Origin of the sequence: Streptomyces litmocidini, assembly GCF_014649755.1 — a bacterium.
In the GTDB taxonomy this organism is placed as follows: domain Bacteria; phylum Actinomycetota; class Actinomycetes; order Streptomycetales; family Streptomycetaceae; genus Streptomyces; species Streptomyces litmocidini.
Map to the genome: position 1 here is coordinate 1 of NZ_BMTQ01000005.1, position 15,638 is coordinate 15,638.

Here is a 15,638-nt window from a genome sequence, read left to right on the forward strand (position 1 = left end):
AGCCAGGCCGGAATGGGGCCGGCTGTCCACAGCGTCCTCGCTGTCGTGTGCCACCCCCGAAGGGATGGACTTTTTCAAAGGAACCTCGACCATCCCGAAGGATGGACGGGGTATCAACTAATCTGGCGTTGATTTTTGGCACGCTGTTGAGTTCTCAAGGTGCGGACGCTTCCTTCGGTCCCGTTTCCGGGCCCTCCGGGCGCTTCCTTCGTTTCCGACTCTATCAGATCTTTCCGATCCGATTTCCTCGGTGCTTTCCGGTCCCGAATTTGTTTTCTTCGAGGCCTTCCGGCGTGGTCACTACGTTAGCTGATTTCCCTGGAGGCTCATAATCGAGTCATTCGAAACGAATTTCGGAATGCCGAAATGAACCCCAACCGGGGTGATCATCTTGAGTAGTGGGTGGCCGCTCCCCGGGGTGCTTGAACAAGCAGGCCAGGTTCCAGCGGCTCGGGCCACGTTAGTCGGTCGTCCTCGCCGAGTCAAGCCTTCGCTTGCGGGGGGTGTGGGGCCGGTACGGGCTGACCGTCGGGTCCTTCGTGATCCAGAAGCGCCAGGGGTGCGGGGCGCCTTCGCCGCCGACCCCCGTGCGGGGACCGCTGCGGATGTGGTCCGGGGCCGGGGGCCTGCCGGCGAGGAGGGCGAGCGGACCGTCCTGGCCGGCGCAGGCGTCCGTGCCGTTCAGGGAGAGGGCGACGTCGAGGGCCGTGGCCAGGCGGGCCGGCCCCTTGGCGAGCTCGTGGTCGGAGCGGGCCGAGCGGCGGCGGGGGCGGGCCTGGTCGGCGCCCTCGATGATCTCGCCCGCGCGCAGCAGGACACCGCTCGCGTGGCCCTCGGGTCCGCACACCAGGTTGAGGCAGTGCCACATGCCGTAGGTGAAGTAGACGTACGCGTGGCCGGGGGGTCCGAACATGACGGCGTTGCGCGGGGTGAGGCCGCGGAAGGCGTGCGAGCCGGGGTCGATGGCGCCGGCGTACGCCTCCACCTCCGTGAGGCGCAGTTCCATGCGGCCCTCGTCGGTGTTGCGGACGAGGGTGCGGCCCAGGAGGTCGGGGGCCACTTCCAGTACGGGGCGGTCGAAGAAGGTCCGCGGGAGCGGCGTACGGTCGGGGCTCTCGCTCATGCCGTCCGAGCGTACCGGGGACCGGAGGGGAACCGGCTACGGTCGTCGCGCGTATGTAGGGGTCAGGACCCGAGAAGGAGTGGAAGTCATGGGATTCAAGAAGCTGCTCGCGAGCCTGGGTGCCGGCGGGGCCACCGTGGAGACGGTGCTCACGGAGGAGAACGTCGTCCCGGGTGGGGTCGTCCAGGGCGAGGTGCGGATCCAGGGCGGCAGTGTCGACCAGCAGATCGAGGGGCTCTCCGTCGGACTGCAGGCGCGTGTCGAGGTCGAGGGCGGTGACCAGGAGTACAAGCAGGACGTCGAGTTCGTGAAGACGCGTCTCGGCGGTGCCTTCGAGGTCAAGGCCGGAGCCGTGCACGTCGTGCCGTTCGGTCTGGAGATCCCGTGGGAGACGCCGGTCACCGCCATCGCCGGGCAGCAGCTGCGGGGGATGAACATCGGGGTGACGACCGAGCTGGAGATCGCTCGGGCCGTGGACTCCGGTGACCTGGACCCGATCAACGTGCACCCGCTGCCGGCGCAGCAGGCGATCCTGGACGCCTTCATCCAGCTGGGCTTCCGTTTCAAGAGCGCGGACATGGAGCGCGGGCACATCCGGGGGACGCGGCAGAAGCTGCCCTTCTACCAGGAGATCGAGTTCTTCGCGCCGCAGCAGTACCGGGGTCTGAACCAGGTCGAGGTCAGCTTCGTGGCGGACGACCGCGAGATGGACGTCGTCCTGGAGATGGACAAGAAGCCGGGTCTGTTCACCGAGGGCAGCGACTCCTTCCGTGCGTTCACGGTGGGTCTGCACGACTTCCACACGACCGACTGGGCGGCTTACCTCAACCAGTGGCTCGCCGAGGTCGGCGGTCGTCGCAACTGGCTCTAGGCTCGGGACCGTCAGCGTTGACGGACGATTCGGAGGTACTCGACGTGTCCGAGGGCAAGAGGGCGCCGCTCCCCCATGACTTCCATCCGCCGGTGGCGGCGTTCACCGTGGTGAGCGATGACATCGCGCCGGGTGGGGTGCTGAAGGACGCTCAGGTGTACGCGGCGGGGAACACCTCGCCGCACCTGAGCTGGGAGGGGTTCCCGGCGGAGACGAAGAGTTTCGCGGTCACCTGCTTCGATCCGGACGCCCCGACGGGCAGCGGGTTCTGGCACTGGGTGCTGTTCGACATCCCGGCGTCGGTGACGGAGCTGCCGGCCGGGGCCGGGTCGGGGTCGTTCGAGGGGCTGCCGGCCGGTGCCGTGCACGCGCGGAACGACTACGGTTCGAAGGAGTTCGGCGGTGCCGCTCCCCCGGCGGGGGATCCGGCGCACCGGTACGTCTTCACGGTGTACGCGGTGGACGAGGAGAAGCTCGGTACGGACTCCGACACCTCGCCGGCGGCCGTCGGGTTCAACCTGCGGTTCCACACGCTCGGCCGTGCCCAGCTGGTCGGTGAGTACGCGGCTCCCGCGTCGGCCTGATCGTTCGTTTGTTGTTTGCCCGCTTCTGGTCTTGGAGAGATCAGAAGCGGGCATCTTTTGTTGCGCAGGAAATTGCGTTGTCCGACCCGGCTGGCCCGGCCATCGTTGGTCCGAGCCCGGAGCCCCCGTGCGGGGGCTGGGGCCGGCACACGGGAGGTGGGCAACATGCGGGACACGCTGGTATTGAACGCGAGCTTCGAGCCGCTTTCGACGGTCACGCTCAACCGTGCGGTGGTGCTCGTCCTGCAGGACAAGGCCGTCGTCGAGCAGGCCCATCCCGAGCTGCGGGTGCGAGGTGCCGCCGTCGACCTGCCGGTTCCGCGGGTGATCAGGCTCTGCCGGTACGTACGGGTGCCGTTCCGAAGACAGGCTCCGTGGTCGAGGCGGGGGGTGCTGGTCCGGGACCAGCACCGGTGCGCGTACTGCGGGCGGCGGGCCACGACGGTCGACCACGTCGTGCCGCGGGCGCAGGGGGGTGGGGACAATTGGCTGAACACGGTCGCCTCCTGCGCCGAGGACAACCACCGCAAGGCGGACCGGACGCCGGAGCAGGCGGGGATGCCGTTGCTGCACCAGCCGTTCGAGCCGACCCCGGCGGACGCGATGCTGCTCGCGATGCGGGCGAGCGAGCGGTCGGCGCTGCCGGCGTGGCTGGCCGACTCGGCCGCGTAGGGGCGTGATCCGCGGGCGTACGTGAGGCGTGGACGTACGTGGTCCGCGGGCGTACACGAGGCGTGGACGTGCGGAAGGGCCCGTTTCCCCCGGTGGGGAGGCGGGCCCTTCCGTCGTCGTGGCCTAGCCGAGGGTCAGTTGGAGGATGGCGACGACGCCGACGGCGATGATCACTCCGCGCAGGACGGTGGGGGGCAGCCTGCGGCCGACCTTGGCGCCGAGCTGGCCGCCGAGGGTGGAGCCGAGGGCGATGAGCAGGACGGCCGTCCAGTCGAAGTCGGCGACGAAGAGGAAGAAGAGGGCGGCGACTCCGTTGACCAGGGCGCCGAGGACGTTCTTGACGGCGTTGATGCGCTGCAGGTCGTCGTGGAGCAGCAGGCCCATGAGGGAGAGGTAGAGGACTCCTTGGGCGGCGCCGAAGTATCCGCCGTACATGCTGGCGAGGAGGAGGCCGACGAGGAGGGCGGGGCCTCCGTCGGGGTGGGCCTCGGTGCCGGTCTGCTCCCGGCGCCGCTGCACGGCGGCGGCGATGCGGGGCTGGAGGATGACCAGGACGAGTGCGAGGCCGATGAGGACGGGGACGATCGCGTCGAAGGCCTGGGACGGCAGGGCCAGGAGCAGGATCGCTCCGATGAGTCCGCCGAGGAGGGCGACGCCGCCGAGGCGCAGGACGCGGGTCTTCTGGCCCTTGAGTTCGCGGCGGTAGCCGATGGCTCCGCTGATGGAGCCGGGGACGAGGCCGAGGGCGTTGGAGACGTTCGCGGTGATCGGGGGGAGTCCGGTCGCGAGGAGGACCGGGAACGTGATGAGCGTTCCCGATCCGACGATGGTGTTGATGGTGCCGGCGCCGATGCCGGCGGCGAAGACTGCCAGGGCTTCCCAGATGGACAACGCCATCTCCTTACATGGTCAGTGAGTCGCCTCCCCGCCCCGAGGCCGTCGGGGTCGAGGGGCTCGCACCGATCATGCACGAGGATTACGTGTACGTGTCAGTCAACCGACGGTTCGTCTCGCCGTTCGGTCGCTCCGCCCTTGACGTTGAAGCCGGGGGCGCCGCCGCCCACGTTGCCGAAGGCTCCGGAGAGGCCCTTGAGGGCGTCGCCGATCTCGCTGGGCACGATCCAGAGCTTGTTGGCGTCGCCCTCGGCGATCTTCGGGAGCATCTGGAGGTACTGGTACGAGAGGAGCTTCTGGTCCGGGTCTCCGGCGTGGATGGCCTCGAAGACGGTGCGGACGGCCTGCGCCTCGCCCTCGGCCTTGAGGGCGGCGGCCTTGGCCTCGCCCTCGGCGCGCAGGATGGCGGACTGCTTCTCGCCCTCGGCGGTGAGGATGGCGGACTGGCGGGTTCCCTCGGCGGTGAGGATCGCGGCGCGCTTGTCGCGCTCGGCGCGCATCTGCTTCTCCATCGAGTCCTGGATGGAGGTCGGCGGCTCGATGGCCTTGAGTTCGACGCGGTTGACGCGGATGCCCCACTTGCCGGTGGCCTCGTCGAGGACGCCGCGGAGGGCCGCGTTGATCTCCTCGCGGGAGGTCAGGGTCCGCTCCAGGTCCATGCCGCCGATGATGTTGCGGAGGGTGGTGACGGTGAGCTGCTCGATGGCCTGGATGTAGCTGGCGACCTCGTAGGTGGCGGCCCGCGCGTCGGTGACCTGGTAGTAGATGACGGTGTCGATGTTGACGACCAGGTTGTCCTGGGTGATCACCGGCTGCGGCGGGAACGGGACGACCTGTTCGCGGAGGTCGATCCGGTTGCGGATCGAGTCGATGAACGGGACGACGATGTTGAGCCCGGCGTTGAGCGTGCGGGTGTAGCGGCCGAAGCGCTCCACGATCGCCGCGCTCGCCTGCGGGATGACCTGGATCGTCTTGATCAGGGCGATGAAGACGAGCACCACCAGAATGATCAGGACGATGATGACTGCTGACATCGTGTTCCCCGTGCCCTTCGCTGCCGGTTGTCTGCCGGGTTTCTTCTGATGATCGAGTTTCCCAGATGGCGGAGCGTCATGGGCGAGGTTCGGTCACATGACGTCACGTGACCCCACGTCACATGACCACGGCGGTCGCTCCGTCGATGTCCACGACGTCGACCCGTTCGCCCGGTTCGAAGGTCTGGCCGGTGTCGAGGGCGCGGGCGGACCAGACCTCGCCGGCGAGCTTGATGCGGCCTCCGCCGCCGTCGACCCGTTCCAGGACGACGGCCTGACGTCCTTTCAGGGCGTCGACGCCGGTGGCGAGTCCGGGTCTGCCGTCGCGGTGGCGGGCGGCGATCGGACGCACCACCGCGATGAGCGCCACGGAGACGACGACGAAGACGAGCACCTGGGCGACGACGCCGAAGCCGAGGGCCGCGGTCACCGCTCCGGCGACCGCGCCGACGGAGAACATGCCGAACTCCGGCATCGCGGTCAGGACCAGCGGAATGCCGAGCCCCACCGCGCCGATCAGCCACCAGACCCACGCGTCGATGTCCACGTGGTCATGGTAGGGCGGTGGGGTCCTTCCGGGACAGGGCGCGGGCGGCTGTGCGGGTCGCCGGTGCCCCGGCCGGTCACTTCAGGGGCAGGCCGTGGGCGGTCCAGCGGTCGCCGACGCGCTCGACGACGAGCGGGAGGCCGAAGCAGTGCGAGAGGTTGCGGGAGGTGAGCTCCATCTCCACGGGGCCCGCGGCGAGGACCTTGCCCTGTCGGATCATCAGGACGTGGGTGAAGCCGGGGGCGATCTCCTCGACGTGGTGCGTGACCATGATCATGGAGGGGGCGTACGGGTCGCGGGCGAGGCGGCCGAGGCGGCGGACCAGGTCCTCGCGGCCGCCGAGGTCGAGGCCGGCGGCGGGCTCGTCGAGGAGGAGGAGCTCCGGGTCGGTCATCATCGCGCGGGCGATGAGGGTGCGCTTGCGCTCGCCCTCGGAGAGGGTGCCGAACCTGCGGTCCAGGTAGTCGTTCATCCCGAGCCGGTCGAGGAAGGCCTTGGCGCGCTTCTCGTCGACCGGGTCGTAGTCCTCGTTCCAGGTGGCGGTCATGCCGTACGCGGCGGTGAGGACGGTCTGGAGGACGGTCTGGCGCTTGGGGAGCTTCTCCGCCATCGCGATGCCGGCCACGCCGATGCGGGGGCGGAGCTCGAAGACGTCGGTGCCGACGCCGCCGAGCTGCTCGCCCAGGACGCGGGCGGTGCCCTTGGTGGGGAAGAGGTAGCTGGAGGCGATGTTCAGGAGGGTGGTCTTGCCGGCGCCGTTGGGTCCGAGGATCACCCAGCGCTCGCCCTCCTTGACCGACCAGGAGACATCGTCCACCAGAGCCCGTCCGTCGCGGACCACGGATACGTCCACCAGCTCCAGTACATCGCTCATGAGCGCGTTGTCTCCCCTTGCGGTCGAGTCTTGTCGTCGCCTTGCGCCGATGGGCGCGGCGTCCAGGGGAAAACCTACGTTATCGACGGAGCGGACCGGTCCGTAGGGCTTCCTTTGAGTCCTTAGTCTGGGGGGATGCTTTCGGAACCACGCTCAGGACGTCTGGCCGCCTGGGGCAATGCCCTGCTGGCCGGGGCGGTGTCGCCGGACGAGGCGGCGTCGGCGATTGTCGGGGAGGACGCGGTGCACCGCGTGGAGGGGCTGCCCGGTGAGGCGGGTCCGGTGGGGCTGACGCTCGCGCTGGGCCGGCTGCGGCGGCTCGGGGTGACCGGGTGGCGGGTCGCGCTGCCGGCGCCGGGACATCCGCTGGGGCTGAGCGGGCCGCCGGACTTCAACGCGCGCGCGTTGGAGGCGGAGGAGGCGGTGGTGGGCTTCGGTGCGCCGTACGGTCTCGTGCCGGAGGTCACCGAGGCGGGTCCCGCGGGTGACGTGCACGTCTCGGTGGTCTGGCACTGTCTGGCCGTACGGGAGGCCCCGCCCGCCGATGTGCCCTCGCTCGGCGAGGCCGAGCGGGAGCTGGCCGAGGCGCTGCGGGACGCGACGGCGGTGCTGACCCGGCTCGACGTGGCGGCCTCGGGGCCCGCGGCGGACGCGGCGCGCGAGGCGTACCGGGCGCGGGCGGAGGTGGGCCGCGAGGTGCTGGCCCCGGGTTACCCGCCGCGCGCGGTACGGGTCCTGGAGCTGGCGCAGCGGATCGGTCTGCTCGTGGACCTGGCGTACGACCACGGTCACGGGGGCGCGGTGAGCGCCTCGGAGATGGCGGCGCGGGGGGAGGCGCTGCGGCCGGTGGAGCGGGTGGCCCGACGGGCGCAGGTCGCGGCGTACAACGCCTACGTGGAGGAACGGGAACGGGAACGGGGCTTCTGAAACCGCACCGCGGCCCCCGGAGCCGGCGGACGGAGTCCGACGCGGCGGGCCGTGGGCCCGAGGTGGCCGGACGGCTGCACGCCGGTGGGTCCCGTGTGGGCACGCCTTCGCGGAACGCGTGCCCACACGGGACCGGTGCCGGGGTGGCGGTCAGCCGTTGACGGCGCCGTTGCCGAAGGCCGGGTTGAGCAGGCCGATCACGTCGACCGTGTTGCCGGAGACGTTCACGGGGACGTGGACCGGGACCTGCACCAGGTTGCCGGAGCCGACGCCCGGCGAGTGGAGGGCCTGCCCGTCGGCGTCCGCGTTCGCGGAGGCGACACCCGCGCCGGCGGCGACGATGCCACCGGCGACCATGGTGAGGGCGACGGCCTTCTTGAGGTTCTTCACTGGGTACATCCTCCTGGTCATCGCTGCGGCCGGTCCGCCGCAGCACGCCATGGAGAACGCCGCACCCCCCGCCGGGTTGCGCCGAACGGGGGACATCCACACGACGGTATGAAGTACTGAACGGTCGTGCGCCCCGGCGCACAGGGGGCGCGTCAGTCGGTGAGGCCGTGCCGTACCGCCCACAGCGCCGCCTGGGTGCGGTCCGCGAGATCGAGCTTCATCAGGATGTTCGAGACGTGCGTCTTGACCGTCTTCTCCGAGAGGACGAGGGCGCGGGCGATCTCCCGGTTGGACCGGCCGTCCGCGATCAGGCCGAGGACCTCGCGCTCCCGCTCCGTGAGGGTGGAGCCCCGCCCCGTGCCCCCGCCGGGGGAGTCGTCCTGGGCGAGGAGCGCGTCGGCCACCTCGGGCTGGAGCAGGACGTGCCCGGCGTGGACGGAGCGGATCGCGCCGGCCAGGGCGTCGGGGTCGATGTCCTTGTAGACGTATCCACGGGCGCCGGCGCGGAGCGCGGGGACGACCGTCCGCTGCTCGGTGAAGCTGGTGACGATCAGGACCCTGGCGGGGTTGGCCAGCTCACGGAGCCGCTTGAGCGCCTCGATGCCGTCCGTGCCCGGCATCTTCACGTCCATGAGGACCACGTCCGGGTGCAGCTCCTCCGTCCTGGCGACGCCCTCGGCGCCGTCGGAGGCCTCCCCCACGACCTCTATGTCGTCCTGCACCTCCAGGAAGGTGCGCAGACCCCGGCGGACGACCTGGTGGTCGTCGACCAGGAGCACGCGGATCGGCTCGTCAGCCACCGGGGACCTCCATCTCGATCGTGGTGCCCTCGCCCGGGGCCGAGGTCACCGTGAGTCTGCCGCCGACGCCGCTCGCGCGGTCCCGCATGGAGACCAGGCCGAGGTGGCGGCCGGCACGGTGGACCGCGCGCGGGTCGAAGCCCTTGCCGTCGTCGGTGACGGTGAGCCGCGCGCCCTGCCCGCTGCGGGCGAGGGAGACCGCGACGAGATCCGCGTCCGCGTGCCGCAGGGCGTTGTGCAGGGCCTCCTGCGCGACCCGGAGGACGGCCTCCTCCTGGGCGGCGGGCAGGGCCCGGGTCCCCGGGCTCTCGAAGGTCACCCGGGCGGAGTGGGCGCGGTCCAGGACCTGGATCTGGGTGCGGAGCGTGTGGACGAGGCCGTCCTCGTCGAGGGCGGCGGGCCTGAGCTCGACGACGGCGGCGCGCAGCTCGTCGGCGGCCTCGGCGGCGAGCGCGGCGACCTGCTGGAGCTCGCCCTTGGCGCGGACCGGGTCGCGGTCGACGAGGGCGGCGGCGGCCTGGGCGGTCAGGCGGAGCGAGAAGAGCTTCTGGCTGACGGCGTCGTGCAGCTCGTGGGCGAGGCGGGAGCGCTCCTCGGCGATGGTGAGCTCGCGGCTGCGCTCGTACAGCCGGGCGTTGGTGAGGGCGATGGCCGCGTGCTGGGCGAGGATCGAGAGGAGGGCCTCGTCCTCGGCGGTGAAGCCGCAGCCGCCGCCGGGCTTCGGGCAGCGCTTGTTGGCGAGGAAGAGGGCGCCGAGGATCTCGTCGCCGTCGCGGACGGGCAGGCCGAGGAAGTCGGACATCTCGGGGTGGGCCTCGGGCCAGCCCTCGAAGCGGGGGTCGGCGCGGACGTCGGCGAGCCGCTCGGGCTCGGCCTTGTGGAGCATCGAGGCCAGGATGCCGTGCTGGCGGGGCAGCGGGCCGATCGCCCTCCACTGCTCGTCGCTGACGCCGTCGACCACGAACTGGGCGAAGCCGCCGTGGTCGTCGGGGACGCCCAGCGCGGCGTACTCGGCGTCGAGCAGCTCGCGCGCGGAGGCCACGATCGTCTTGAGGACGTCGCGGACCTCCAGGTGGCGGCTCATCGCCAGGAGGGCGGTGCTCACGGCGGCCAGGCCGGAGCTCGGTCGATGGCTCATGTGTTCACCGTACCGGCGGGGTGTGACGGTCCGTATCCGTCCGGGGACGAGGGCGGAGCAGGTCCGGAGGCCTAGGTCGAAGTGCCCTCGGCGGTCCGGGCCCGGGGACGAGGCGGTGGTCGGGGCGGCGGCCGGAGGGTGGAGCCATCCGAAGGAGAGAGGGGATGGACGTCATGGCTGTCGCGATCGTCACGGGGGCGTCGAGGGGTCTGGGGAGGGCGCTGGCCGGGGCTCTCGCCGGGCGGGGCTGGGACCTGGTGCTGGACGCCCGTACGGCGGACGTGCTGGAGGAGAGCGCGGCGGTGGCACGTGCGCGCGGCGCCCGGGTGGTGGCGCTGGCCGGGGACGTGACGGACGCGGCGCACCGGTGGGAGCTCGTGGCGGCGGCGGAGGGGCTCGGCGGGCTCGATCTGCTCGTGAACAACGCCGGGGTGCTGGGCGCGGAGCCGCTGGTGCCGCTCGACCGGCACCCGCTGGACGGTTTCCGGGCCGCGCTGGAGGTCAACGTGGTGGCCCCGCTGGGGCTGCTGCAGGAGGCGCTGCCGCTGCTGCGCACGGCACCCGCCGGCGCGGTGGTCAATCTGAGCTCGGACGCGGCGGCGGAGGCGTACCGGACCTGGGGGGCGTACGGGGCGACGAAGGCGGCGCTCGACCAGCTGTCGGCGGTGCTGGCGGTGGAGGAACCGGGGCTGCGGGTCTGGTGGGTGGACCCGGGCGGGATGCGGACGGACATGCTGGCCGCCGCGGAGCCCGGCGAGGACCTGTCCGGGACTCCCGCTCCGGCCGATGTCGCCCCCGTCTTCCTGCGGCTGCTGGACGAACGGCCGGCCAGCGGCCGGTATGCCGCGCCGGCCTTCCCGGAGGCGTGATGGCACTGACCGTGAAGGTGCCGGCGGAGCTGTCGGCGCGGGTGCCGGCCGAGCAGCGGGGGCCCGGGCGCGACCGGGACGACGTGCGGCTGCTCGTCTCGCGGGGCGCGGCGGTGTCGCACCACTCCTTCGGGGAGCTGCCCGCGCTGCTGCGGGCCGGGGACGTGCTCGTCGTCAACACCTCGACGACGCTGGCGGCGGCCGTGGACGGTCGCCTCGGTCCCGAGCCGGGCGGGGAGCCGGTGGTGGTGCACTTCTCGACGCGCGGGGACGACGGGCGCTGGGCCGTGGAGCTGCGGGCTCCGGAGCCGTCGGGCAGTACGCACCCGCGCGGAGGCGGTCCCGCGGGCGCGGTCGTCCGGCTTCCGGGAGGGGCGCGGCTGGTGCTCGCGGAGCCGCTGGTGCCCGGTGGCGGGCGGCTGTGGTGGGCGCGGGTGGGCGTGGACGTGCCGGAGCTGCTCGGACGGTACGGGCGGCCCATCCGGTACGGGTACACGGACCGGGACCAGCCCCTGTCGGCGTACCGGACGGTCTTCGCGCGCCCCTCCCCCGACGGGTCGGGCTCGGCGGAGATGCCGAGCGCGGGGCGGCCCTTCACGGACCGGCTGGTGGCGGAGCTGGGCGGCCGGGGCGTACGGATCGCTCCGCTCTGCCTCCATACGGGGGTGGCGTCGGCGGAGGCGCACGAGCCGCCCTACCCGGAGCGCTTCGAGGTCCCGGCGGCGACGGCGGCCGTGGTGAACGCGGCCCGTGCCGGGGGCGGCCGGGTCGTCGCGGTGGGGACCACCGTGGTGCGGGCGCTGGAATCGGCCGCGGCGGGGTCCGGGCGGGCGGGCGCCGGGGGCGGCGGGCCCGTGCGGGCGGCCCGGGGGTGGACCGATCTGGTGGTGACGCCCGCGCGCGGGGTACGGGTGGTGGACGGGCTGCTCACCGGGCTGCACGAGCCGGAGGCTTCGCATCTGCTGATGCTGGAGGCGGTCGCCGGGAGGCCCGCGCTGCGGAGCGCGTACGCCGCCGCGGTGCGGGAGCGCTACCTCTGGCACGAGTTCGGCGATCTCCATCTCCTCCTCCCGGAGGAGGGGGCTCACCGTACGCATTGCTGAAGCAACTCATGGTGAGTTCACCGTGTGGCCCGTGTGAGGCCGCGCATAGGACGTACATCACTTACGAAGCCCCCTAGTGGATACCCAGCCGCCGGATATGAACGGATGAAACGGGCCACAGGGGGCATCGTGTGGCCCGTGCACGAGTCCCTGATCCACTACCGGGGATCGTAGATCACACCTTTGCCACAGGATTTTGCTGCCGCTAAGAATTGCCTCCGTCGCCGCCGAGCAGGCGCAGCGCCGCCCCGGCCGAGCGACGACCCCCAGCGATTCGAAGAGGTAGTCCTGCATGTCTGCGAACACCCCTGGCCACAGTCGTGGTCTGAAGAAGACCCACAAGGCCACGATCGCCGGCGTCGCCGCTCTGGGCGCCGCAGCTCTCACCCTCTCCCTCGTGCCTCACCACGGCGGCACCGAGACCGAGCCGCAGGCTCTGTCCGGCACCCGGCAGGTGGCCTGGTCGTACGACGCGAACAGCCCGCAGGCCAAGGCGCTGGCCGCCAGCATCAACGAGCAGCAGACCGTCATCGGTCTGAAGGCCAAGGAGGAGGCCGAGGCGAAGGCGAAGGCCGCCGCCAAGGCGAAGCTCGACGCCCAGGCGAAGGCCGCCAAGGCCAAGGCCGCCGCCCAGGCGAAGGCCGCCGCGAAGGCCAGGGCCGCCGCCCAGGCGAAGGCCGAGGCCCAGGCGAAGGCCGCCGCGAAGAAGCGCGCCGCGGAGAAGGCGGCCGCGAACCGTTCCGTCGCCCGCAAGCCGGTCTTCGCGAACAACCTCGACGGCTGGATCCGCGAGGCGCTCTACATCATGGACAAGCACGACATCCCGGGCACCTACAACGGCCTGCACCGGAACATCATGCGCGAGTCCAGCGGCAACCCGTACGCCATCAACAACTGGGACATCAACGCCATCAACGGCATCCCGTCCAAGGGCCTGCTCCAGGTGATCTACCCGACCTTCAAGGCGTACCACATCGCCGGCACCAAGTTCGACCAGTACGACCCGGTCGCCAACATCGTCGCCGCCGCCAACTACGCGGCCGACCGCTACGGCTCGATCGACAACGTCAACAGCGCGTACTGACGCGCGGAAGGGCGGCACCCCGGAGAGGGTGCCGCCCTTCGGCGTGGTGTGACCGACGGCCGTTACTTGCGCATGACCTCGGGTTCATGGCGGCGCAGCAGCCGCGCCACGAGGACGCAGCAGACCGTGGCCATGATCAGCTGGATGCCGAGGTCGAGGCTCCACTGGCCGACCGTGTGCTCCCACAGCGGGTCGGTGTTCGTGGGGTCCTTGTGGTCCCACGGCGGCATGAGGTGCGCCAGGTCGAGGGTGGTGCCGGCGCCGGCGATGCCCCAGCGGGAGGGCATGAGCCAGGCGAACTGCTCCAGGCCGGGCGAGCCGTACACCTGGAAGAGGATGCCGGTGAAGACGACCTGGATGATCGCGAACATGACGAGCAGCGGCATGGTCTTCTCGGCGGTCTTCACCAGCGCGGAGATGACCAGGCCGACCATCATCGAGGTCAGGCCGAGCGCGATGACCTGGACGCAGAGCTCGACGGCCGGCGGCATGAACAGGCCCTCTTCGGGCAGCTCACGGGTGGAGAAGCCGATGCCGCAGATGATCACGCCCTGGAAGGCGGTGATCAGGCCGAGGACGATGACCTTGGACATGAGGTACGCGGAGCGGGAGAGGCCGACGGCGCGCTCCCGTTCGTAGATGACCCGTTCCTTGATCAGCTCTCGTACGGAGTTCGCCGCTCCGGAGAAGCACATGCCGACCGCCAGGATCAGCATGATCGTGCCGGCGTCGCCGTTGAAGCGGGACGGCGGCTTGGGCCGGCCCAGGCCGAAGTCGGCCGGGATGACGACGGAGACCGCGCCGAGGACGGCGGGCAGGATCACCATCAGGGCCATGAAGCCCTTGTCGGAGGCGATCACCGACACGTAGCGGCGGATCAGGGTCCACAGCTGGGAGCCCCAGCCCTGCGGCTTCGGCGGCCGGGCCATCGCCTGCGGCGGCATCTGGACGGGCTGCGCGGCGACCGCGTCGATGTCCGCGGCGTACATCTGGTAGTGCTGCGAGCCCTTCCAGCGGCCCGCCCAGTCGTAGTCGCGGTAGTTCTCGAAGGCGGAGAAGACGTCGGCCCAGGTGGAGTAGCCGAAGAAGTTCAGCGCCTCCTCCGGCGGGCCGAAGTACGCCACGGAACCGCCGGGCGCCATCACCAGCAGCTTGTCGCAGAGGCCCAGCTCGGCCACCGAGTGGGTGACGACGAGGACCGTGCGGCCGTCGTCCGCGAGGCCGCGGAGCAACTGCATGACGTCGCGGTCCATGCCCGGGTCGAGGCCGGAGGTCGGCTCGTCCAGGAAGATCAGCGAGGGCTTGGTGAGGAGCTCCAGGGCGACGGAGACGCGCTTGCGCTGGCCACCGGAGAGGGAGGTGACCTTCTTCTCCTTGTGGATGTCGAGCTTGAGCTCGCGCAGCACCTCGTCGATGCGGGCCTCGCGCTCGGCGGTCGCGGTGTCGCCGGGGAAGCGGAGCTTGGCCGCGTAGCGCAGTGCCTTCTGGACGGTCAGCTCCTTGTGCAGGATGTCGTCCTGCGGGACCAGACCGATGCGCTGGCGCAGCTCGGCGAACTGCTTGTAGAGGCTCCGGTTGTCGTAGAGGACGTCGCCCTCGTTGGCGGGTCGGTAGCCGGTCAGCGCCTTGAGCAGGGTGGACTTGCCGGAGCCGGACGGGCCGATGACGCCGATCAGCGACTTCTCCGGGACGCCGAAGGTGACGTCCTTGAGGATCTGCTTGCCGCCGTCGACCGTGACCGTGAGGTGGCGGGCCGAGAAGGAGACCGAGCCGGTGTCGACGAACTCCTCGAGCTGGCCGCCGACGATCCGGAAGGTCGAGTGGCCGACGCCGACGATGTCCTGCGGGCCGAGGAGGGCCGTGCCGCCCTTGGGGATCGGCTGGCCGTTGACGTACGTGCCGTTGTGCGAGCCGAGGTCGCGGATCTCGAAGCGGCCGTCGGGCGTCGCGTGGAACTCGGCGTGGTGCCGCGAGACCTGGAGGTCGGAGACGACCAGTTCGTTCTCGAGGGCACGGCCGATGCGCATCACACGGCCGAGGTCCAGCTGGTAGAAGGTGGTCGGGCTGCGGTCGCCGTAGGGCGACGGCGCCCCCGCGGCGCCACCGGGGCGCCCCTGCCCGGGCCCCTGCTGGTGCGGGACCTGCTGGTGCGGGACCTGCTGGTGGGCCGGCGGCTGCTGCCAGCCCGGCTGCTGCGGAGGCGCCTGGTGCGTGGCCCAGTCGGCTTGCGCGGCGGCACCGGCGGCCTGGTGGGCGGGAGCCTGCTGGGCCGGGGCCTGCTGAGGCGCCTGGTGCTGGGGCGCGGCGGCCGCGCCGGCTGCGCCGGCTGCGGCGAGATTCAGCCGCGGGCCGTCGGTCGCGTTGCCCAGGTGGACGGCCGAACCGGGGCCGATCTCCACCTGGTGGATCCTCTGGCCCTGGAGGAAGGTGCCGTTCGTGGAGCCGTGGTCCTCGATGACCCAGCTCCGGCCGCCCCAGCTGATGGTGGCGTGGCGCCACGAGACCCTGGCGTCGTCGATCACCAGGTCACCCTGGGGGTCCCTGCCCAGGGTGTACGACCGGGACGGATCGAGCGTCCAGGTCCTGCCGTTCAATTCCAGTACGAGTTCTGGCACTCCATGCCCCACTACTTGTCCCCCGATGTACCCCCGTCGTCGGGAGTCCAGGGATGGCGAATCATCCTGGGGAACTATTTCAGGCCCGGTCCCGTCTCGGAAAGTCGGGCCGC

The 15,638-nt window shown here is 71.3% G+C and carries 16 protein-coding genes; 7 read left to right on the forward strand and 9 right to left on the reverse strand.

Annotation, left to right across the window (positions count from 1 at the left end; genetic code table 11):
- Window positions 1-460 precede the first annotated feature (460 nt).
- Window positions 461-1,123, reverse strand: coding sequence for a DNA-3-methyladenine glycosylase (locus tag IE180_RS12250; RefSeq protein WP_190156879.1), 663 nt, complete (start codon window positions 1,121-1,123; stop codon window positions 461-463).
- A gap of 88 nt (window positions 1,124-1,211) precedes the next feature.
- Between IE180_RS12250 and IE180_RS12255 the strand changes: the two genes are divergently transcribed.
- The 3 genes from IE180_RS12255 to IE180_RS12265 all read left to right on the forward strand — a co-directional run bounded on the left by IE180_RS12255 (window position 1,212) and on the right by IE180_RS12265 (window position 3,250).
- The gene (locus tag IE180_RS12255) at window positions 1,212-1,994 is read left to right on the forward strand and encodes a sporulation protein (RefSeq protein WP_190156880.1); all 783 of its coding nucleotides are present in this window, start codon (window positions 1,212-1,214) and stop codon (window positions 1,992-1,994) included.
- 44 nt (window positions 1,995-2,038) lie between these two features.
- Window positions 2,039-2,578 carry a YbhB/YbcL family Raf kinase inhibitor-like protein gene (locus tag IE180_RS12260; protein WP_190156881.1) on the forward strand — a complete coding sequence of 180 codons (540 nt, stop codon included), beginning with the start codon at window positions 2,039-2,041 and terminating at the stop codon, window positions 2,576-2,578.
- A gap of 165 nt (window positions 2,579-2,743) precedes the next feature.
- Complete coding sequence (locus IE180_RS12265; RefSeq protein ID WP_190156882.1) at window positions 2,744-3,250, forward strand: HNH endonuclease; 507 nt, start codon at window positions 2,744-2,746, stop codon at window positions 3,248-3,250.
- A 123-nt stretch (window positions 3,251-3,373) separates the two neighbouring features.
- Here IE180_RS12265 and IE180_RS12270 read toward each other — a convergent pair whose 3' ends face one another.
- The 4 genes from IE180_RS12270 to IE180_RS12285 form a co-directional block, all read right to left on the reverse strand.
- Complete coding sequence (locus IE180_RS12270) at window positions 3,374-4,147, reverse strand: sulfite exporter TauE/SafE family protein (protein WP_190156883.1); 774 nt, start codon at window positions 4,145-4,147, stop codon at window positions 3,374-3,376.
- Between the two features lie 92 nt (window positions 4,148-4,239).
- Window positions 4,240-5,178, reverse strand: a complete 939-nt coding sequence (locus IE180_RS12275) for an SPFH domain-containing protein (RefSeq protein WP_190156884.1) — start codon at window positions 5,176-5,178, stop codon at window positions 4,240-4,242.
- A gap of 118 nt (window positions 5,179-5,296) precedes the next feature.
- Window positions 5,297-5,725, reverse strand: a complete 429-nt coding sequence (locus tag IE180_RS12280; protein WP_190156885.1) for an NfeD family protein — start codon at window positions 5,723-5,725, stop codon at window positions 5,297-5,299.
- 76 nt (window positions 5,726-5,801) lie between these two features.
- Entirely contained in the window at window positions 5,802-6,599 is a 798-nt protein-coding gene (locus tag IE180_RS12285; RefSeq protein WP_190156886.1) for an ABC transporter ATP-binding protein, read from the reverse strand.
- A 135-nt stretch (window positions 6,600-6,734) separates the two neighbouring features.
- Between IE180_RS12285 and IE180_RS12290 the strand changes: the two genes are divergently transcribed.
- Entirely contained in the window at window positions 6,735-7,526 is a 792-nt protein-coding gene (locus tag IE180_RS12290) for an Rv1486c family protein (protein WP_190156887.1), read from the forward strand.
- Between the two features lie 150 nt (window positions 7,527-7,676).
- Here the strand turns inward: IE180_RS12290 and IE180_RS12295 are convergent, their stop codons facing one another.
- The 3 genes from IE180_RS12295 to IE180_RS12305 form a co-directional block, all read right to left on the reverse strand.
- Window positions 7,677-7,916, reverse strand: a complete 240-nt coding sequence (locus IE180_RS12295; protein ID WP_190156888.1) for a chaplin — start codon at window positions 7,914-7,916, stop codon at window positions 7,677-7,679.
- A 152-nt stretch (window positions 7,917-8,068) separates the two neighbouring features.
- Window positions 8,069-8,716, reverse strand: coding sequence for a response regulator (locus IE180_RS12300; protein WP_190156889.1), 648 nt, complete (start codon window positions 8,714-8,716; stop codon window positions 8,069-8,071).
- Entirely contained in the window at window positions 8,709-9,854 is a 1,146-nt protein-coding gene (locus IE180_RS12305; RefSeq protein ID WP_190156890.1) for a GAF domain-containing sensor histidine kinase, read from the reverse strand. The genes IE180_RS12300 and IE180_RS12305 overlap by 8 nt, the downstream gene beginning before the upstream one ends.
- A 173-nt stretch (window positions 9,855-10,027) precedes the next feature.
- On the opposite strand from IE180_RS12305, the gene IE180_RS12310 reads away from it, so the two are divergent.
- From IE180_RS12310 to IE180_RS12320, 3 genes are all read left to right on the forward strand, one after another.
- A complete protein-coding gene (locus tag IE180_RS12310) occupies window positions 10,028-10,723 on the forward strand; it encodes an SDR family NAD(P)-dependent oxidoreductase (RefSeq protein WP_190157359.1) in 696 nt (231 codons plus the stop codon).
- Window positions 10,723-11,826, forward strand: a complete 1,104-nt coding sequence (locus IE180_RS12315) for an S-adenosylmethionine:tRNA ribosyltransferase-isomerase (protein WP_190156891.1) — start codon at window positions 10,723-10,725, stop codon at window positions 11,824-11,826. Before IE180_RS12310 ends, IE180_RS12315 begins: the two co-directional genes overlap by 1 nt.
- A gap of 292 nt (window positions 11,827-12,118) precedes the next feature.
- The gene (locus IE180_RS12320) at window positions 12,119-12,910 is read left to right on the forward strand and encodes a transglycosylase SLT domain-containing protein (protein ID WP_190156892.1); all 792 of its coding nucleotides are present in this window, start codon (window positions 12,119-12,121) and stop codon (window positions 12,908-12,910) included.
- A 62-nt stretch (window positions 12,911-12,972) separates the two neighbouring features.
- Here IE180_RS12320 and IE180_RS12325 read toward each other — a convergent pair whose 3' ends face one another.
- Entirely contained in the window at window positions 12,973-15,537 is a 2,565-nt protein-coding gene (locus IE180_RS12325; protein ID WP_190156893.1) for an ABC transporter ATP-binding protein/permease, read from the reverse strand.
- Window positions 15,538-15,638: the final 101 nt, after the last annotated feature.

Coding starts and splice junctions, on each gene's coding strand:
- IE180_RS12250 (WP_190156879.1), bottom strand. CDS start 1,123: ATGAGCGAGAGCCCCGACCGTACGCCGCTCCCGCGGACCTTCTTCGAC.
- IE180_RS12255 (WP_190156880.1), top strand. CDS start 1,212: ATGGGATTCAAGAAGCTGCTCGCGAGCCTGGGTGCCGGCGGGGCCACC.
- IE180_RS12265 (WP_190156882.1), top strand. CDS start 2,744: ATGCGGGACACGCTGGTATTGAACGCGAGCTTCGAGCCGCTTTCGACG.
- IE180_RS12270 (WP_190156883.1), bottom strand. CDS start 4,147: ATGGCGTTGTCCATCTGGGAAGCCCTGGCAGTCTTCGCCGCCGGCATC.
- IE180_RS12275 (WP_190156884.1), bottom strand. CDS start 5,178: ATGTCAGCAGTCATCATCGTCCTGATCATTCTGGTGGTGCTCGTCTTC.
- IE180_RS12285 (WP_190156886.1), bottom strand. CDS start 6,599: ATGAGCGATGTACTGGAGCTGGTGGACGTATCCGTGGTCCGCGACGGA.
- IE180_RS12290 (WP_190156887.1), top strand. CDS start 6,735: ATGCTTTCGGAACCACGCTCAGGACGTCTGGCCGCCTGGGGCAATGCC.
- IE180_RS12305 (WP_190156890.1), bottom strand. CDS start 9,854: ATGAGCCATCGACCGAGCTCCGGCCTGGCCGCCGTGAGCACCGCCCTC.
- IE180_RS12310 (WP_190157359.1), top strand. CDS start 10,028: ATGGCTGTCGCGATCGTCACGGGGGCGTCGAGGGGTCTGGGGAGGGCG.
- IE180_RS12315 (WP_190156891.1), top strand. CDS start 10,723: ATGGCACTGACCGTGAAGGTGCCGGCGGAGCTGTCGGCGCGGGTGCCG.
- IE180_RS12320 (WP_190156892.1), top strand. CDS start 12,119: ATGTCTGCGAACACCCCTGGCCACAGTCGTGGTCTGAAGAAGACCCAC.